This window comes from Saccharopolyspora kobensis (genome assembly GCF_900108315.1).
Classification (GTDB): domain Bacteria; phylum Actinomycetota; class Actinomycetes; order Mycobacteriales; family Pseudonocardiaceae; genus Saccharopolyspora; species Saccharopolyspora kobensis.
In genome coordinates this window covers 259,705-276,655 of record NZ_FNVB01000009.1, presented here as the reverse complement: position 1 = coordinate 276,655, position 16,951 = coordinate 259,705, and the positions used below count along the sequence as shown (strand labels likewise).

Genomic DNA, 16,951 nt, shown 5'->3' with positions numbered 1-16,951 from the left:
CTCACCCCTTTCGGATGAACGTCACACGGATTCGGGCACTTTCCGTACATGCTTTCGATGCCAGCGCACCGCCTGCGCGTCGGTCAGCGAGGCCACCTGGTCCAGCACCACCCGCAGCCGCGCGGCATCGTCCCCGGCGCGCCGCCACGCCGCCGCCATCGCCGGGTCCAGCGACTCCGGGGCGCCCTCGGCCAGGGCGTCCACCAGCTCCGCCAGCATCGACCGCTGCCGCTCCTGCATCCGCAACCGCTGCGGATCGCTCATCACGTACCGCAGCGCCACCGCCTTGAGCACCGCGACCTCGGCCACCACCGGCTCGGGGACGACCAGGTCAGCGCGGTACCGGGTGAGCGGACCCGGACCGAACCGCTGCACCGTGCCGGTCACCGCGGCGGCCACGAACCGGCCCACGAGCTCGCTGGTGAGCCGCTTGAGCGCCACCTGCGCGGCGAAGGTGCCGTCGTAGTCCAGCACCGCCGCCACCACCGGCCAGCGCACCAGCTCCGCCGCGGCGTGATCCAGCAGTCCCGAGGCGTCGCCGGGGCCGCTGAAGTACTTCGCGGCCATCCGGACGATCTCCGCGCGCTCATCACCGCTGGTCAGCGAGCGCAGCGAGATCCGGCCGGACAGCACCCCGTCCTCGACGTCGTGCACCGAGTAGGCCACGTCGTCGGCCCAGTCCATCACCTGCGCCTCCAGGCAGCGGCGCTGCGCCGGGGCGTCCTGCCGGAGCCACTCGAAGACCGCCACGTCGTCCGGGTACACGCCGAACTTGGCCTCGCCGGGCCGCTTCGGCCACGGGTACTTGGTCGCCGCGTCCAGGCACGCCCGGGTCAGGTTCAGCCCGCGGCCGACGTCACCGGATTCGGCCAGCTTCGGTTCCAGCCGGGTGAGGATCCGCAGCGTCTGCGCGTTGCCCTCGAAACCGCCGCAGGCCCCGGCCAGGTCGTTGAGGGCGCGCTCGCCGTTGTGGCCGAAGGGCGGGTGGCCGATGTCGTGCGCGAGCCCCGCCGTGTCGACCAGGTCCGGATCGGCGCCCAGCGCCGCGGCGATGCCCCGCCCGATCTGCGCGACCTCCAGCGAGTGCGTCAACCGGGTGCGCGGCACGTCGCCCTCTTCCGGGCCGACCACCTGCGTCTTGCCCGCCAGCCTGCGCAGCGCCGCCGAGTGCAGCACGCGCGCTCGGTCGCGGGCGAACGGTGTGCGGTCGTCCGAGCGCGCGCCCTCGGGCAGGGCGAGCTTCGGAGACTCGGGCAGCAGCCGTTGCAGATCGTGTGCGCGGTAGCCGGGCGTGGTGTCCATCGCGGTTCAGACTACGGCCGGAACCCGACGAATCGCCGCAGGCCGCAGGCGTTTCGCGGCCGCCCCACCGGGTGGCGTCAGAACTCGCCCCGGCCTCTCGCCTTCGAAGCGGCGCAGCCGCTCAGCCCAGCTCGCACCGCCGCGAGTCCTCAGCGTTCGCCTGGCGAGGACGCCGCCGTGCATTGCGTGCACAAGGGCACCGGCAGTCCAGGCGGGAACTGAGGTTCCGCCACGCAGAACGAGTTCGCCGGACCGGCCCTCAGCCCAGGCCGTCGCCGTTGAGCTCGGCCGGGGCGTGCGTCAGCCGGTAGTACAGCAGCGCGCCGGTCTCCCGGACGATGTAGCGGAACTGGAACTCGCGGGTCTGCACCGCCGGGCCGGAGCGGGCGGGCGAAGCCCACGCCTGCAGCCCGAGGTCGTTGGCCATCGTCCGCGCCCGCAGCGAGTGCCACGGGTCGCTCACGATCAGCGCGCTGTCCCAGCCGCGGTCCGCGGCCAGATCGGCCACGGCCTGCACGCTGCCCAGGGTGTCCTCGCCGACGTCGACCTCGACGATGTGATCGGCGGGCACCCCGTTCTCGCTCAGCCACTTCTTGCCCGCCTGGGCCTCGGTGTAGGCGTCGCCGGTCTGCCTGCCGCCTACGGTCACGACGTACTCCGTCAGCCCGGCCCGGTACAGCTTCAGCGCCTGGTTGAGCCGCGCCTCCAGCACGTCGGAGGGTTTGCCGTGGTACTGGGCGGCGCCGAGCACGACGACGATGTCCACCGGCCGCCGGTCGTCGAACCGCGCGACCTGCCACACCCGGAACGCGGTGCCGCCGCCGACCAGCAGCGCCACCAGCAGCGTGCCGACCAGGACCCGGCTCAGGGTGCGCCCCGAGCTGGACCGGTGGGCGGCGCGGTGGTGACTCACGCGGGCAAACCTCGCAGAACTTCGGGGCCGGTGCCCGGATCGGCCGGCCGACCCGGGCACCGCTCGGCATCTCCGCCGGCGGAGATCCCCGCCGGGTGAACTGGAACGGTCTCAGCAGCCGAGCAGGCGGACTGCCAGGTACTCCTCGAGCTTGTCCATCGCCACCCGCTCCTGGCTCATGGTGTCGCGCTCGCGAACCGTGACCGCGTGGTCGGACAGCGTGTCGAAGTCGACCGTCACGCAGAACGGGGTGCCGATCTCGTCCTGGCGGCGGTAGCGGCGGCCGATCGCACCGGCGTCGTCGAAGTCGACGTTCCAGTTGCGGCGCAGCTGCGCGGCGATGTCGCGGGCCTTCGGCGACAGCTCGGCGTTGCGGGACAGCGGCAGCACCGCGACCTTCACCGGCGCCAGCCTGCGGTCCAGCTTCAGCACCACGCGCTTGTCCACGCCGCCCTTGGCGTTGGGCGCCTCGTCCTCGTGGTAGGCGTCGATCAGGAACGCCATCATCGGACGGCCCACACCGGCCGCGGGCTCGATCACGTACGGCCGGTAGCGGGAGTTGCTGGCCTGGTCGAAGTAGGACAGGTCCACCCCGGAGTGGTTGGAGTGGGTGGTCAGGTCGAAGTCGGTGCGGTTGGCGATGCCCTCGAGCTCACCCCACTCCTGGCCGCCGAAGCGGAACCGGTACTCGATGTCGACGGTGCGCTTGGAGTAGTGCGACAGCTTGTCCTTCGGGTGCTCGTACTCCCGCAGGTTGTCGCTGCTGATGCCCAGGTCGGTGTACCAGGACATGCGCTGGTCGATCCAGTACTGGTGCCACTGCTCGTCCTCGCCCGGCTCGACGAAGAACTCCATCTCCATCTGCTCGAACTCGCGGGTCCGGAAGATGAAGTTGCCCGGCGTGATCTCGTTGCGGAAGGACTTGCCGATCTGGCCGATGCCGAACGGCGGCTTCTTGCGCGCCGTGGTCATCACATTGGCGAAGTTGACGAAGATGCCCTGCGCGGTCTCGGGGCGCAGGTAGTGCATCCCCTCCTCGCTCTCGACCGGCCCCAGGAAGGTCTTGAGCATCATGTTGAACTCGCGCGGCGCGGTGAACTGGCCGCGGGTGCCGCAGTTCGGGCACGGGACGTCGGACAGGTCGTCCTCGGCGGTCTCCTTGCCGGTTCGCTCGGAGTACTCCTCGGCGAGCTGGTCGGCGCGGAAGCGGTGGTGGCAGGACGTGCACTCCACCAGCGGGTCGTGGAACGCGGTGACGTGCCCCGAGGCCTCCCAGACCTGGCGCGGCAGGATCACCGAGGAGTCCAGGCCCACGACGTCGTCGCGGCCCTGCACCATGAACTTCCACCACTGGTGCTTGATGTTGTCCTTGAGCTCGACACCCAGCGGACCGTAGTCCCAGGCCGACCGGGTACCGCCGTAGATCTCACCGGACGGGAAGACGAAACCACGGCGCTTGCAGAGATTGACGATCGTGTCGATCTGGTCGGCGGGCACGTTAACTCCGGAAATCATTCGCTGGATGAGTCGAACCAGCTGGTCGGGCTGGAGTTTCCCAGCGTACCGATCGCGGCGCGGCGAGCGTGCGCCCGGGCCGTGGTGTCGATGCGATCGACCGTAAGTGTGTTACCCGTAGGATGGGTGCGTGGAGCGCCACCGCGCGACGGCGCGGCGCGACGGCCCCGCGCCAAGACACCTCGGAGAGGAACCGATGCCCGCTATCAGCCCGGATGCCGAGCCGGCCCAGCCGACCGCGCGGCCCGGTCTGGAGCGCCCCGAGGACCACGTGCACTCCCCGGACCGGGACGCGCACCCGGCGCCGCTGTGGGACCAGCAGGTCCTGGTGGAGGCCGGTGAGCTGCTGCGGGCGCTGGCCGCCCCGGTGCGGATCGCCATCGTCCTGCAGCTGCGGACCTCCGAGCGCTGCGTGCACGAGCTGGTCGACGCCCTCGGCGTCGCCCAGCCGCTGATCAGCCAGCACCTGCGGGTGCTGAAGTCGGCCGGGGTCGTGCACGGCGAGCGGCACGGCCGGGAGGTCGTCTACCGGCTCGTCGACGAGCACTTGGCGCACATCGTGGTGGACGCCGCCACGCACGCGGAGGAGACCTCCGGAGCCCGGTCGCGCGGACCGGCGGCGGTGCGCTCCACCGAATCCGACGGCGGACAGGAGACGGAGACAGCGTGACCACCGGTGAGGGCCCTGCGGTCGGGGTACCGGGACTGCGGGCCACCAAGCAGCGAGCGGCGGTGTCGAACCTGCTCGACCAGGTCGACGACTTCCGCTCGGCGCAAGAGCTGCACGAGGAGCTGCGGCGGCAGGGCGAGGGAATCGGGCTGACCACGGTCTACCGGACCCTGCAGACCCTGGCCGACGCGGGCGAGGTCGACGTGCTGCGCAACCCGTCGGGCGAATCGGTGTACCGGCGGTGCTCCAGCCACCACCACCATCACCTGGTGTGCCGGCACTGCGGCCGGACCGTCGAGGTGTCCGATCCGCCGGTGGAGAACTGGGCGGAGCGCATCGGCCAGGAGCACGGCTTCACCGATGTCAGCCACACCGTGGAGATCATCGGCACCTGCCCCGACTGCGCGGGCTGACCTCGGTCAGTACTCGTAGGTGTCCGGCGGGGCCGGGATCGTGCGGAGCGCGAGCACGTCCACGGTGGGGACGTAGTCGTTGGACTCGGTGGCCGTGCCCGGGCGCAGGCGGACCGCCACCTCGATCCAGGTGTCCGCCGGGAGCTGCGCCGCCTGCGGCGCCCCGGCCAGGTCGATCTTCACCGGTGCCGCGTCGGCGGCGCAGCAGGTGATGCGCATGCGCGCGAGCTGCGTCGTCTCCGGCGTCGGGTGCACCACGAAGCCCTGCAGGCGGACCGTCCGGCCGTTGAGCGATCCGCTGTCGTCCCAGATCACCCGGGTGATGAACTCCGAGGCGCTCAGCAGCGGGGCCTGCTCCGGCGGCAGCTCCGGGAACAGCGGTTCGGCCGGGGCCTGCGGTGCCGCGGCGCGGTCCCGGGTGACCGAGTCCGAGCCCAGCGCGGGCGGGGCCACCAGGAAGATCGCGAACACCGGCAGCAGCAACAGCCACGGGCTGCGCGTGTCGTGCTCGTGGTGCCCGGGGCCCCCGGCCCGGATGTCGCGGACGATGGCGAAGGCCGCGAGCCCGATCATGACCGCGCCCGACACCAGCAGCCACGGGAACAGCGAGGGCTTGACGTAGCGCAGGTAGCTGCCGCCCAGCGCGATCTTCAGCAGCGCGCCGCCGAGCAGCAGCAACAGCAGGTTCTGGGTCTCCCGGCGCATCACGAACCTCCTAGCAGCACGGCGCCGACGCCGACGGCGCAGGCGATCGCGACCACGAACGTCACCGGGGCGAAGCGGGCGGCGAAGCCGCGGCCGAAGGCGCCGGACTGCAGCGCGATCAGCTTCAGGTCCACCGCGGGGCCCACCACCAGGAACACCAGCTTCGGGATCAGCGGCAGGCCGGGCATCGACGCCACCACGAACGCATCGGCCTCGCTGCACAGCGCCAGCACCACCGCGAGCACGGCCATGACCAGCACGCCGAGCAGGAGCTGACCGGCCAGCGAATCCAGCCACTCGGCGGGCACCAGGACGTTGAACACCGCCGACGTCAGACCGCCCAGCACCAGGAAGCCACCGGCCTCGACCAGGTCGTGCCGCGCGGACTCGGCGAACACCACCCAGCGGCTGCCGCCGGGCCGCGCTTCGACCCGGCGCAGCGCGCGCTCGGCCAGCCACTCCGCCTTGCCCAGCCGCGCCCAGAGCCAGCCCATCGCGCAGGCCGTCAGCAGCGAGCCGAGGAACCTGGCCAGCACCATCCGCGGTTCGCCGGGGAACGCGACCGCGGTGGAGACCAGGACGATCGGGTTGATCGCCGGCGCGGCCAGCAGGAACGCCAGCGCCGCGGCGGGCGCGACGCCCTGCTGCATCAAGCGGCGCGCGACCGGCACCGAAGCGCACTCGCACCCCGGCAGCGCGACGCCCGCGATCCCGGCGACCGGCACCGCCGCACCGGGTTTGACGGGCAGCACGCGGCGCAGCGCGTCCGGTGGGACGAACGCCGCGATCAGCCCGCTGACCAGCACGCCGAGCACCAGGAACGGCATGGCCTGCACGCAGACCGCGACGAACACCGTCGAGCCGGTGCGCAGCGCGGGCACGTCCAGCAGCGCGGTCACCTGCGACTGGAACACCGCGGCGAGCACGATCAGGACGCAGAGCACCTCCAGGGAGGTGATCAGGGGCCGCCGCACGCGCGGCGGATCGGCGATCTCGGTCACCCGCCCATCGTGCCAGTTCGAACTGATAATCGTTCGCACTAGTGCGCTAAGGCGGCTGCGAAGACCCGTCACCGCTGGTCGAGCACGGCAACCCAACACACCGACGCATCCCCCGAAGGGGGCAGTGGGCCGCGATTTCAATGGAAATCAGACGTCTGATTTCCATTGAAATCGCATCGTGGCTACGGGGCCCCGGTGCCCTCGGGCTCGGTCAAGAGCTCCGTGCGCAGCTGGGACGCCGTCGCGACGACGAGCATCAGCAGCGTGCCCAGCGGCGCCGGTGCCATGCCCTCCGCCGGGAAGGCGTAGCGCAGCGTCACGTCCATGCCCCGCTCGGTGCGGACCACGCCCAGCGTGCCGAACAGCCCCTGCCCGGCCCGCTCCGCGACCGACTGGGCGAGCTCGTCGGTCGCCGGGAGGTCCCAAGCGACCACGCAGGTCAGGCTCAGCACGGTCAGCCCCTCGGCGAGCTGCATCGCCTGCACCGCGCACGGCACCTCGGAGTGCCGGAAGGTGAGCGCGCCGTCGTCGTCGACGTGCACGTCGTGGTAGGTCTCCAGTGCTTCCTTCGCCGCGGTCATCAACCGCGCCGTGGTAGCAGCCTCCTGGGTCATCAATTGCCCTCCTGGGCGGATTCGGCGTTCGCCGCCCGGTCGATGGCCCCGCCGAACCGCCGGTCGCGGCGCGCGTACTCCTCGCACGCCTGCCACAGGTGCCGTCGGTCCACGTCGGGGAACAGCGTGTCCTGGAAGACGAACTCCGCGTAGGCGGACTGCCAGAGCATGAAGTTCGACGTCCGCCGCTCCCCGGAGGGCCGGATGAACAGGTCCACGTCCGGCATCTCCGGCTGGTACAGGTACTTCGCGATGGTGCGCTCGTCGACCCGCTCCGGATTGATCTTCCCCGCCGCGGCCAGCCGCGCGATCTCCCGCGCCGCGTCGCCGACCTCGGCCCGCCCACCGTAGTTCACGCACATGGTCAGATTCATGACCTCGTTGTTCTTCGTGCGCTCTTCGGCGTCCTGCAGCTGGTTGACCACGCTGCGCCACAGCTTCGGCTTACGCCCGGCCCAGCGCACCCGCACACCCATCTCGTCGAGCTCGTCGACGCGCCGCGCGATCACGTCGCGGTTGAAGCCCATCAGGAACCGCACCTCGTCCGGGCTGCGCTTCCAGTTCTCGGTGGAGAAGGCGTACAGCGACAGCCACTTGACGCCGAGCTCGATCGCCCCGCGGGCCAGCTCCAGCACGACGGCCTCGCCGCGCTTGTGCCCCTCGATGCGGGGCAGTCCGCGCTCGTTGGCCCACCGGCCGTTGCCGTCCATCACGACCGCGACGTGGTTGGGCACGAACTCGGCGGGCAGCGCCGGCGGCTTCTCCCCCGAGGCGTGCGGGTCGGGTGCCCGAACGCTCGGGTCGTCCTTGCCCCGCCCACGGCGTCGCAACATAACTGGCTTCTCCTCTTCGGACTGCTGAGCGTGCGGACCACATTGTCCCCGCACGCGTCGATCAACAGTTCAGCGCCCGTCCTCGGCGGTGCCGACCAGCGCGGCTTCCGCCGCACGCTCCCGGATCAGCTCGGGGACGGTCCGCTCGACCAGCGGCAACGAGCGCAGCTGGCGCTCCATGTGCCACTGCAGGTGCGCGGCGATCAGCCCGCTGCCCTCGCGGCGGGCCGACTGCTCCGCCCGCTCCGCGCCGGCCCAGTCACCTTGCAGCAGCGCCTCCATCAGCGGCAGCGTGTGCGCGGACGGCCGCACCGAACCGGCCGGGCGGCAGCGCACGCACACCGCGCCACCGGCCTGCACGTTGAACGCCGCGTGCGGCCCGGACTCGCCGCACCGCGCGCACTCCGACAGCGCCGGGGCCCACCCGGCGAACGACATCGCGCGCAGCAGGAACGCGTCGAGCACCTGCGAGGAGTCGCGCTCGCGGCCGGCCAGCGCCCGCAGCGCGCCGATGGCCAGCAGGTAGAGCCGCAGCACCGGTTCGCCCTCCTCGGCGGCCAACCGGTCCACCGTCTCCAGGACGGCGCAGGCCGAGGTGTAGCGCTGGTAGTCGTCGACGATGTGCAGGCCGAAGGCGTCCACGGTCTGCACCTGGGTGATCACGTCGAGCGTGCGACCGGTGTAGAGCTGCACGTCGACGTGGCAGAACGGCTCGACGCGGGCGCCGAACCGCGAGGTGGTCCGGCGCACGCCCTTGGCCACCGCCCGCACCTTGCCGTAGCGGCGGGTCAGCAGGGTTATGATCCGATCCGCCTCACCCAGCTTCTGCACCCGCAGCACGACAGCGGTATCCCGGTAGAGGCTCACGCCCCCATCGTCGCACCTCCGTGCGAGCACCTCGCGGGCAAGGCGAAGGATTCGGGGGATCCGGTTCGCCGTCCCGAACGTCCCATTTGCGAACCGGACGAGCTGAAGAGGAACGGATGACCTACCCGTACGACCCGAACAACTCCTACTACCAGACGCCGCAGCCCTACGGCATGGGCGGCTACCCGCCGATGCCGCGCAACAACGGCATGGCGATCGCATCGATGTGCGTCTCGCTGGCATCGATCTTCACCTGCTACGGCGCGCTGCTCATCGGGCCGATCGGCGCGATCCTCGGGCACGTGTCGCTGCGCGAGATCAACCGGGATCCGCAGGCCTACACCAACCGCAGCATGGCGCTGACCGGCATCATCGTCGGCTGGTCGCTGTTCGCGGCGTGGGCGCTGCTGCTCACCTTCGTGATCCTCGCCGCCACCGGTGTGCTCGGCGCGGACCTGCAGGAAGGCTTCGACAGCTAGACGTAGAGCGCGTCGAACGGCGGGAAGGGGAGGTTCCTGATCACCGACCAGATGGCGATCAGGACCAGTCCCACGTGCGGCGCCCAGCGCCACTGCTCCCAGGTGACCACCCGCCGACCGCGCCAGCGGCCCAGCACCCAGGCGCCCCAGGTCCACAGGAAGAACGGGATGAACAGCATCGCCGCCGCGTTGTAGTGCAGCGCGGTGAGCACGTCGCCGTGGAGCAGGCTGTAGATCATTCGCGTCACGCCGCAGCCCGGGCAGTCCAGCCCGGTCAGCAGCTTGACCGGGCAGGGCGGCAGCGGGAAGCCGGCGTCGGAGGTCGGGTCCGCGGCCAGCACCACCGCCGCGCCGACGCCGGCCACGAGCACCGTGGCCGCCGGGAACAGCATGGCGCGCATGCGGGCCGCGTGCGGTGGAGTCGTCATTGCTGCGTCACGGCGGTCACGCTGGCACCGATGATCACGAAGATGAAGACGAAGTAGAGCACCATCAGCAGGACCATCGCGCCGTAGCCGCAGGCCCCGACGATGACGCCGATCTTGCCCCACTTCTTGGCCTCGTCCGCTGCTGCCTGGGCCTGCGGGTGCTGGCCCTGGTACCACAGCGAGCTGACCTGCAAGGCCTTGATCAGCGACGGGATCCCGAACGGCCAGCAGATGAGCAGGCTCGCGATGGCCCAGCCCAGGTTGTTGTTCAGCGGCATCGGCGCCACGCCGAACTGCGCCCCGTACGAGGACGGCGGCGGCATCGGTGCGGGCAGGTCGGCCGGTTCCTGCGGCGGTACCGGTTCCGGCCCGGACGGCTCGCTCACGTTCTCTCCCCCTCGTACGACCATGCCGTTGCGAGCGGGGTTTCCGCGCGCAACGGCATGGGTGTGGATCAGTAGCTGCTGTAGCTGCTCGCCGTGGCGGCGAGGATGACGAACACCACCACGTAGAACAGGATGAGCAGGGCCCAACCGGAGGCACCGACGATGATGCCGATCTTGCCCCACTTCTTGGCCTCGTCCGCGGCCTCCTGGGCCTGCGGGTACTGGCCCTGGGCCCACAGGTTCTGCACCGAGGTGGCCTTGATCAGCGACGGGATCGCGAACGGCCAGCAGAGGAAGATCGAACCGATGCCCCAGCCGATGTTGTTGTTCGGCGGCGCGGCGCCGTAACCGGGCTGGCCGTAGGGCGCGGGCTGACCGTAGGGCTGCTGGGGGATCGGTCCCGAGGGCGGGCCGTATCCACCGGGCTGCTGGCCGTACGGCTGCTGCGGGTTGGGACCCGAAGGCGGGCCGCCATAGGGATTCGTCACGTCAATTCCTTAAAGAGTTCCACGAGAGCCGCCTTGCGGCTGAGCGCAAAGACCGGCAGCAACGTACCTGAGACGCAGGGCATCGCAGGCCAGTTCCGGCGAATCCGTCGCCGATGTGTGATCAGAACCCCAGTTTGCGCAGCTGCCGCGGATCGCGCTGCCAGTCCTTGGCCACCTTGACGTGCAGGTCGAGGTAGATCTTGCTGCCCAGCAGCGCCTGGATGTGCTTGCGCGCCTGGGTGCCGACCGCGCGCAGCCGCTCGCCGCCCTTGCCGATGACGATCGACTTCTGGCTGGAGCGCTCGACGTAGACCACCGCGTGCACGTCGATCAGGTCGTCGCGGTCCTCGCGCGGGATCATCTCCTCGATGGTCACCGCCAGCGAGTGCGGCAGCTCGTCGCGCACGCCCTCCAGCGCGGCCTCGCGGATCAGCTCGGCGATGAGGGTGGTCTCCGGCTCGTCGGTCAGCTCGCCGTCCGGGTACAGCTGCGGGCCCTCCGGGAGCTGCTGCACGAGCAGGTCGGAGAGCACGTCGACCTGGTAGGAGTCCTTCGCCGACACCGGCACCAGGTCCGCGAAGTCCATCACCTGCTGCAGGTCGAGCAGCTGCTGGGCCACCTGCTCCTTGGGCACCAGGTCGGTCTTGGTGACCACGCCCAGCACCGGGGTGCGGCGGGACACCTTCTTCAGCTGCTCGGCGATGAACCGGTCGCCCGGGCCGACCTTCTGGTCGGCGGGCACGCAGAACCCGACCACGTCGACCTCGGACCAGGTCTCGTAGACCAGGTCGTTGAGCCGCTTGCCGAGCAGGGTGCGCGGGCGGTGCAGGCCGGGGGTGTCGACGATGATCAGCTGCGCGTCCGGGCGGTGCACGATGCCGCGGATGGCGTGCCTGGTGGTCTGCGGCTTGCTGGAGGTGATCGCCACCTTGGAGCCGACCAGGCGGTTCGTCAGCGTCGACTTCCCCGCGTTGGGGCGGCCGACGAAGCAGGCGAATCCGGAGCGGTGCACATCAGAGCTGGTCACCGACCCATTGTGACCGCTGCGCCCGCGCCCCGGCGCACCGGGCACCGTTCGCACCACCGCGCGCCCGGTCCCGCCCAGAACCCCGGAGCCCCGGCCGTCCGGAATCCGCGATTTCAATGGAAATCAGACGTCTGATTTCCATTGAAATCGCGTGGAATCCGACCCACCGTCGGCGTGTCGGGTGCCCGACACGCCGACGGGAGGTGCAACTTCAATGGAAATCGCATGTCCGATTTCCATTGAAATTGCGCGAGTTACCCCGCGCCCGGGCGTGTCGGGTCAGTGGGAGAGGACTCCGAGGACGTCGCCTCGGGCGTCGGCGCGCAGGATCGGCGCCGTGGGCGTGAGGTCGCGGACCGCCGCCGCCGAGCCCGCGTCGACCGAGTCCGCGTCGGTGACGACCGCCGCCGCTTCCAGGCCCTCGGCGCCGCTGGAGACCGCTGCCGCCACCGCCGCCTGCAGCGCCGTGAGGCGCAGTGACGGGAGGGCGATCGTGGTGGCCGCGTAGGTCCTGCCGTCGGTGTCGCGGACGGCCGCGCCCTCGGCGGCGCCGTTGCGGGCGCGCGAGGCCCTCGCCAGCGTGACGATCTTGGCGTCCTCGGGATCGATCTGCTGCGGCGCCGCCGCCTCCACGTGCTCAGCCACGGGTGTTGCTTCCCTCCTGGTCAGCACCGCGCAGCGGTGCTTGGTCGGTGTTGGCGGGGCGGACCAGCAGCGCGTTGATGCGGATCCGGCCGCGGTGGTCCTTGCCGCCCTCGGCGCGCAGCTTCAGCCCGGCGATCTCGGTCTCGGCCCCCGGCAGCGGAACCCGGCCGAGGCGCTGCGCCAGCAGACCGCCGACCGTCTCCACGTCGGAGTCGTCCAGCTCGACGCCGAACAGCTCGCCGAGGTCCTCCACCGGCAGCCGCGAGCTGACCCGGACCGTGCCGTCGTCGAGCTTCTCGACCGGGCGGTGCTCCTCCAGATCGGACTCGTCGGTGATCTCGCCGACGATCTCCTCGATGATGTCCTCGATGGTCAGCAGCCCGGCGGTGCCGCCGTACTCGTCGACGGCGATGGCCAGGTGGCTGCGGGACAGCTGCATCTCGCGGAGCAGCTCGTCCACCCGCTTGGTGTCCGGCACGAAGCTCGCCGGGCGCATCAGCTCCGACACCGGCGGGCCGGCCTCGTCGCGGGCGGTCAGCACCGTGCGGGTGAGGTCCTTGACGGTGACCACGCCGACGATGTCGTCGACGCTCTCGCCGATCACCGGCACCCGGGAGAACCCGGAGCGCAGGCACAGCGCCAGCGCCTGCCGGGCGGACTTGGTCTGCTCGATCCAGATGATCTCGGTGCGCGGCACCATGACCTCGCGGGCCAGCGTGTCGCCGAGCTCGAAGACCGAGTGGATCATCTCCCGCTCGCCCGCCGCCACCACGCCGCGCTCCCCGGCCAGGTCGACCAGCTCGCGCAGCTCCACCTCGGTGGAGAACGGCCCTTCGCGGAACCCCTTGCCCGGGGTGATCATGTTGCCGATCAGGATCAGCAGCCTGGTCAGCGGGTTGAGCAGCCGGGCCAGCACCCGCACCGGCGCGGCCACCTTCAGCCCGATGCCGTAGGGGTGCTGCCTGCCGAGCGTGCGCGGCCCGACGCCGACCAGCACGTACGAGGCCACCAGCATGATCAGCCCGGCGATCACCACCGCCCAGGCCTCGGAGTCCGCCAGCCGCAGCGCGACGACCGTGACCAGCACCGTGGCGCCGAGCTCGCAGGCCAGCCGCAGCAGCAGGAGCAGGTTGACGTGGCGGGGCCGGTCGGCGAGCAGCAGCGCGAACTGCTTGGCCCCGCCCCGGCCCTCCCGCACCAGCTCGTCGACCCGCGCTCGGGAGGCCACCGCGATGGCGGCTTCCGAAGCGGCGAACACCCCGGCGGCCAGCACCAGCAGCACTGCCGTGACCAGGAACGCGGTGGAATCGGTCAATCCCAACGCCGACTCCCTCAGCCGGCCGGCGTCGGGCCGCCCTGCGGCTCCGACTCGTCCAGACCCACCGCGCCGAGCACCTTGTCGTCGGCGTTGCGCTGCGCCTCCGCGCGCTCCGCCTCGGCCCGGGCCTCGCGGAACTCGGCCAGGATGCGGTTCTGCAGGCCGAACATCTCCCGCTCCTCCTCCGGCTCGGCGTGGTCGTAGCCGAGGAGGTGCAGGACGCCGTGGACGGTGAGCAGGTGCAGCTCGTCGAGCAGGCTGTGCCCCGCCTTGCGGGCCTGGTCGCGGGCGAACGCCGGGCAGAGCACGATGTCGCCCAACAGCGCCGGGCCGGCACCGGCCGAGTCGGGCCTGCGGGCCGAGTCGTACTCGTCCATCGGGAACGACATCACGTCGGTGGGGCCGGGCAGGTCCATCCACCGCTCGTGCAGGTCGGCCATCACGTCGAGCTCGACGAGCACGATGGACAGCTCGGCGAGCTGGCTGACGCTCATCTTGTCCAGGGCGAACCGGGCGACCGAGACGATCGTCGCCTCGGGCACTGCGACGCCGGATTCGTTGGCGATCTCGATGCTCATGCTCGTCCTCGTCGCTGCCCGTTGCGCCGACCGGAGCGGTCGTGCGGCTCGGCTTCTTCCAGTGCGTGCCAGCGGTCGTACGCGTTCACGATGTCGGTGACCAGCCGGTGCCGCACCACGTCGTGGCTGTCCAGCTGCGCGAAGTGCACGTCGTCGACACCGCCCAGGATGTCCTGCACGATCTTCAGCCCGCTGCGCTGGCCACCGGGCAGGTCGATCTGGGTGACGTCGCCGGTGACCACGATCTTGGAGCCGAAGCCCAGCCGGGTCAGGAACATCTTCATCTGCTCGGGCGTGGTGTTCTGCGCCTCGTCGAGGATGATGAACGCGTCGTTGAGGGTGCGACCGCGCATGTAGGCCAGCGGCGCGATCTCGATGGTGCCCGCCTGGGTCAGCCGCGGCACCGACTCCGGGTCGACCATGTCGTGCAGCGCGTCGTACAGCGGCCGCAGGTACGGGTCGATCTTCTCGTAGAGCGTGCCCGGCAGGAAGCCGAGCCGCTCACCGGCCTCGACCGCGGGGCGGGTGAGGATGATCCGGTTGACCTGCTTGGCCTGCAGCGCCTGCACCGCCTTGGCCATCGCCAGGTAGGTCTTGCCGGTGCCCGCCGGGCCGATGCCGAACACGACGGTGTGGTGGTCGATGGCGTCGACGTAGCGCTTCTGGTTCAGCGTCTTGGGGCGGATGGTCCGGCCCCGCCGCGACACGATGTCCAGGCTCAGCACGTCGGCCGGCGATTCCTCGTGGTCCGCGGTGAGCATCCCGACGCTGCGGCGGACGATGTCCGGCGTCAGCGGGCTGCCCTTGCCGATCAACGCGATGAGCTCGGCGAACAACCGCTCCGCGAAGGCGACCTCGGCGGGTTCGCCGGACAGCGTCACCTCGTTGCCCCGAACGTGGACATCGGCGGTGAGCAGGTCTTCCACGACCCGCAGGTTCTCGTCCCGGGATCCGACCAACGTCAGCACGACGTCGTCCGGAACGGTCACCTTGGACTGCGCCCGTGCGGTCTGGGCTGTTGCCGTCTGGGGGGGTTCTCCGGACTGGGCGGCAGCGCCACCCGCTGCAATACCGGCCACGTGTGTTCGGGCCTGCTTTCTGCGCGTTCCGCGCCGGTCGTTCCGTCAGTTCTGCCTGGCACCGATGGTAGTCCACGCGGCAATCGGATTGCCGCTGTCACCGCCACGCCGACGACGTGGATCGCGCAACACCCCGGGGCGGGCCGGGGAGTTGCGCGGAGGCGTGCTCAGGACTTGAGGGGGCCGCCGGTGAGGCCGCCGAGGGGTTCACCGCCGAGCAGGTGGAGGTGCACGTGGAAGATCGTCTGCCCCGCGTCTTCGTTGGTGTTGAACAGCAGCCGGTAGCCGGACTCCTCGATGCCCTCCTGCGCGGCGATCTCGCGGGCCACGGTGATCAGCTCGGCGAGCAGCTCCGGGTCGGCGGCGGCCAGTTCGGCGGCGTTGCGGTAGCGCTTCTTCGGCACCACGAGCACGTGCGTGGGGGCCTGCGGATTGATGTCGCGGATGGCGATGACCCGCTCGTTCTCCCGCACGATGTCGGCGGGCAGCTCGCGCTCGATGATCCGCAGGAACAGGGAATCCATGTCGCTCATGCCCGAAGACTAAATGCCTGTTGGTGGTCGCGTTGCCGAGGTGGTCGCTTGGCGGAACCTGAGTGCTTCCCTGGACTGCGGGCGCCCCTCCTGATGTATGCCCGCCCCGTCCCGGGTGGCGGTCGTACCCGGCACGCTGCGCCGCAACCGGGTCTGGGGGTATTCCCGTTTGCGGCGCAGCTCTCGCCGGACCGAGGGGGGAGGTGTCCGACGAGTGCTGGGGTCCGATGCCCCGTGCGGCACCGGTCGCGGCAGAGCCGCTATAACCGACTTTCAACACCGAGCGTAGCGTCCCGTCAACCGATCGCGCTACGAGAACGAGAAAAGTTCTTGATCTTCTTCGTGCATCGTCACCGATCGAACACGAAACGGGCAATCCAGGCGATCCGTTCGCCCTTTTTCACGCCCAGCGGTCGGTGCGGACTCCGAGAGCGCCGAGGGCGACGGCGGCCGCGGTGGACGCGCGCAGGACCGTCGGCCCCAGCCGCACCACGTGCGCACCGGCCTCGGTCAGCGCCGCGAGCTCCGCACCGGTGATACCGCCCTCCGGGCCGACCACCAGCACCAGCTCGCCGGACTCCGGCAGCTCGACCGACGCCAGCGGCTCGGTCGCCGACTCGTGCAGCACCAGCGCCGCGTCCGCGCCGCCGACCAGCGCGGCGAGCTGCTTGGTGCTCACCGGCTCGGCCACCTCCGGCGTCCACGCCCGCCGCGCCTGCTTCGCCGCCTGCTCCGCCGTGCTGCGCCACCGAGCCAGCGCCTTCGCGCCGCGCGGGCCGTCGTCCCACTTCGCCACGCAGCGCGACGCCCGCCACGGCACGACCGCGTCGACACCGGCTTCGGTCGCCAGCTCCACCGCCAGCTCGCCGCGATCGCCCTTCACCAGGGCCTGCGCGAGCCGCACGCGGAGCGCAGGCTGCGGCTCCCGCCAGGTCTCGGCGACCGCCAGCTGCAGGGAGTCCTTGGCCGCGGCCACCACCTCGCAGCGGGCCATGCCGCCGCTGCGGTCGGAGAGCAGCAGCTGCTCCCCCGCCCGGAGCCGGCGCACGGTGGCCGCGTGCTTGCCCTCCGGCCCGTCCAGCGTGGCCGGGCCGACGCCGGGCAGCTGCTCGACGGTGAACACCGGCAGCGAGGATTCCGACACGTCGTCAGTCCTT

General features: G+C 71.0%; 21 protein-coding genes. 3 read left to right on the top strand and 18 right to left on the bottom strand.

Going from position 1 to position 16,951, the window contains the following annotated elements:
* Positions 1 to 21: 21 nt before the first annotated feature.
* The 3 genes from C4T78_RS28465 to C4T78_RS28455 all read right to left on the bottom strand — a co-directional run bounded on the left by C4T78_RS28465 (position 22) and on the right by C4T78_RS28455 (position 3,712).
* Positions 22 to 1,302, bottom strand: a complete 1,281-nt coding sequence (locus tag C4T78_RS28465) for a deoxyguanosinetriphosphate triphosphohydrolase (protein ID WP_093351735.1) — start codon at positions 1,300 to 1,302, stop codon at positions 22 to 24.
* Between the two features lie 259 nt (positions 1,303 to 1,561).
* Positions 1,562 to 2,215, bottom strand: a complete 654-nt coding sequence (locus C4T78_RS28460; RefSeq protein ID WP_235863490.1) for a YdcF family protein — start codon at positions 2,213 to 2,215, stop codon at positions 1,562 to 1,564.
* Positions 2,216 to 2,326: 111 nt separating this feature from the next.
* The gene (locus C4T78_RS28455) at positions 2,327 to 3,712 is read right to left on the bottom strand and encodes a glycine--tRNA ligase (protein WP_093351733.1); all 1,386 of its coding nucleotides are present in this window, start codon (positions 3,710 to 3,712) and stop codon (positions 2,327 to 2,329) included.
* Between the two features lie 214 nt (positions 3,713 to 3,926).
* Between C4T78_RS28455 and C4T78_RS28450 the strand changes: the two genes are divergently transcribed.
* Together C4T78_RS28450 and C4T78_RS28445 are read left to right on the top strand one after the other, a co-directional pair.
* Complete coding sequence (locus C4T78_RS28450; RefSeq protein ID WP_093351731.1) at positions 3,927 to 4,400, top strand: ArsR/SmtB family transcription factor; 474 nt, start codon at positions 3,927 to 3,929, stop codon at positions 4,398 to 4,400.
* Positions 4,397 to 4,813 (top strand): Fur family transcriptional regulator, encoded by a 417-nt coding sequence (locus tag C4T78_RS28445; RefSeq protein ID WP_093152114.1) that lies wholly within the window; start codon positions 4,397 to 4,399, stop codon positions 4,811 to 4,813. Before C4T78_RS28450 ends, C4T78_RS28445 begins: the two co-directional genes overlap by 4 nt.
* A 6-nt stretch (positions 4,814 to 4,819) precedes the next feature.
* On the opposite strand, the gene C4T78_RS28440 is transcribed toward C4T78_RS28445, so the two are convergent.
* The 5 genes from C4T78_RS28440 to recO form a co-directional block, all read right to left on the bottom strand.
* Positions 4,820 to 5,518 carry a TIGR03943 family putative permease subunit gene (locus tag C4T78_RS28440; protein ID WP_093351728.1) on the bottom strand — a complete coding sequence of 233 codons (699 nt, stop codon included), beginning with the start codon at positions 5,516 to 5,518 and terminating at the stop codon, positions 4,820 to 4,822.
* Positions 5,518 to 6,519, bottom strand: coding sequence for a permease (locus C4T78_RS28435; RefSeq protein ID WP_093351726.1), 1,002 nt, complete (start codon positions 6,517 to 6,519; stop codon positions 5,518 to 5,520). The genes C4T78_RS28440 and C4T78_RS28435 overlap by 1 nt, the downstream gene beginning before the upstream one ends.
* Positions 6,520 to 6,701: 182 nt before the next feature.
* Positions 6,702 to 7,133 carry a hypothetical protein gene (locus C4T78_RS28430; RefSeq protein ID WP_093351723.1) on the bottom strand — a complete coding sequence of 144 codons (432 nt, stop codon included), beginning with the start codon at positions 7,131 to 7,133 and terminating at the stop codon, positions 6,702 to 6,704.
* Positions 7,133 to 7,966, bottom strand: coding sequence for an isoprenyl transferase (locus C4T78_RS28425; RefSeq protein WP_093351721.1), 834 nt, complete (start codon positions 7,964 to 7,966; stop codon positions 7,133 to 7,135). Before C4T78_RS28425 ends, C4T78_RS28430 begins: the two co-directional genes overlap by 1 nt.
* A gap of 69 nt (positions 7,967 to 8,035) precedes the next feature.
* A complete protein-coding gene (recO, locus tag C4T78_RS28420; protein ID WP_093351718.1) occupies positions 8,036 to 8,833 on the bottom strand; it encodes a DNA repair protein RecO in 798 nt (265 codons plus the stop codon).
* Positions 8,834 to 8,949: 116 nt separating this feature from the next.
* Here recO and C4T78_RS28415 point away from each other — a divergent pair, with 116 nt between their 5' ends.
* The gene (locus C4T78_RS28415) at positions 8,950 to 9,312 is read left to right on the top strand and encodes a DUF4190 domain-containing protein (protein ID WP_093351717.1); all 363 of its coding nucleotides are present in this window, start codon (positions 8,950 to 8,952) and stop codon (positions 9,310 to 9,312) included.
* Here C4T78_RS28415 and C4T78_RS28410 read toward each other — a convergent pair.
* The 10 genes from C4T78_RS28410 to C4T78_RS28365 all read right to left on the bottom strand — a co-directional run bounded on the left by C4T78_RS28410 (position 9,309) and on the right by C4T78_RS28365 (position 16,938).
* Positions 9,309 to 9,740: a DUF2752 domain-containing protein gene (locus tag C4T78_RS28410; protein ID WP_235863489.1), complete on the bottom strand. Its 432-nt coding sequence runs from the start codon at positions 9,738 to 9,740 to the stop codon at positions 9,309 to 9,311. The genes C4T78_RS28415 and C4T78_RS28410 overlap by 4 nt on opposite strands.
* Positions 9,737 to 10,126 (bottom strand): CD225/dispanin family protein, encoded by a 390-nt coding sequence (locus C4T78_RS28405; protein ID WP_235863488.1) that lies wholly within the window; start codon positions 10,124 to 10,126, stop codon positions 9,737 to 9,739. Before C4T78_RS28405 ends, C4T78_RS28410 begins: the two co-directional genes overlap by 4 nt.
* Positions 10,127 to 10,194: 68 nt before the next feature.
* Positions 10,195 to 10,614, bottom strand: a complete 420-nt coding sequence (locus C4T78_RS28400; RefSeq protein WP_093351709.1) for a CD225/dispanin family protein — start codon at positions 10,612 to 10,614, stop codon at positions 10,195 to 10,197.
* 121 nt (positions 10,615 to 10,735) lie between these two features.
* Entirely contained in the window at positions 10,736 to 11,641 is a 906-nt protein-coding gene (gene era, locus C4T78_RS28395) for a GTPase Era (protein WP_093351707.1), read from the bottom strand.
* Positions 11,642 to 11,920: 279 nt separating this feature from the next.
* Positions 11,921 to 12,286: a cytidine deaminase-like protein gene (locus C4T78_RS28390; RefSeq protein ID WP_093351704.1), complete on the bottom strand. Its 366-nt coding sequence runs from the start codon at positions 12,284 to 12,286 to the stop codon at positions 11,921 to 11,923.
* Entirely contained in the window at positions 12,279 to 13,601 is a 1,323-nt protein-coding gene (locus C4T78_RS28385) for a hemolysin family protein (RefSeq protein ID WP_093152144.1), read from the bottom strand. Before C4T78_RS28385 ends, C4T78_RS28390 begins: the two co-directional genes overlap by 8 nt.
* A gap of 17 nt (positions 13,602 to 13,618) precedes the next feature.
* Positions 13,619 to 14,182 carry an rRNA maturation RNase YbeY gene (gene ybeY, locus C4T78_RS28380; protein ID WP_093351701.1) on the bottom strand — a complete coding sequence of 188 codons (564 nt, stop codon included), beginning with the start codon at positions 14,180 to 14,182 and terminating at the stop codon, positions 13,619 to 13,621.
* Positions 14,179 to 15,261, bottom strand: a complete 1,083-nt coding sequence (locus tag C4T78_RS28375; protein WP_093351698.1) for a PhoH family protein — start codon at positions 15,259 to 15,261, stop codon at positions 14,179 to 14,181. The genes ybeY and C4T78_RS28375 overlap by 4 nt, the downstream gene beginning before the upstream one ends.
* 167 nt (positions 15,262 to 15,428) lie before the next feature.
* A complete protein-coding gene (locus tag C4T78_RS28370) occupies positions 15,429 to 15,794 on the bottom strand; it encodes a histidine triad nucleotide-binding protein (RefSeq protein WP_093351696.1) in 366 nt (121 codons plus the stop codon).
* Between the two features lie 400 nt (positions 15,795 to 16,194).
* Entirely contained in the window at positions 16,195 to 16,938 is a 744-nt protein-coding gene (locus C4T78_RS28365; protein WP_093152154.1) for a 16S rRNA (uracil(1498)-N(3))-methyltransferase, read from the bottom strand.
* Positions 16,939 to 16,951 lie beyond the last annotated feature (13 nt).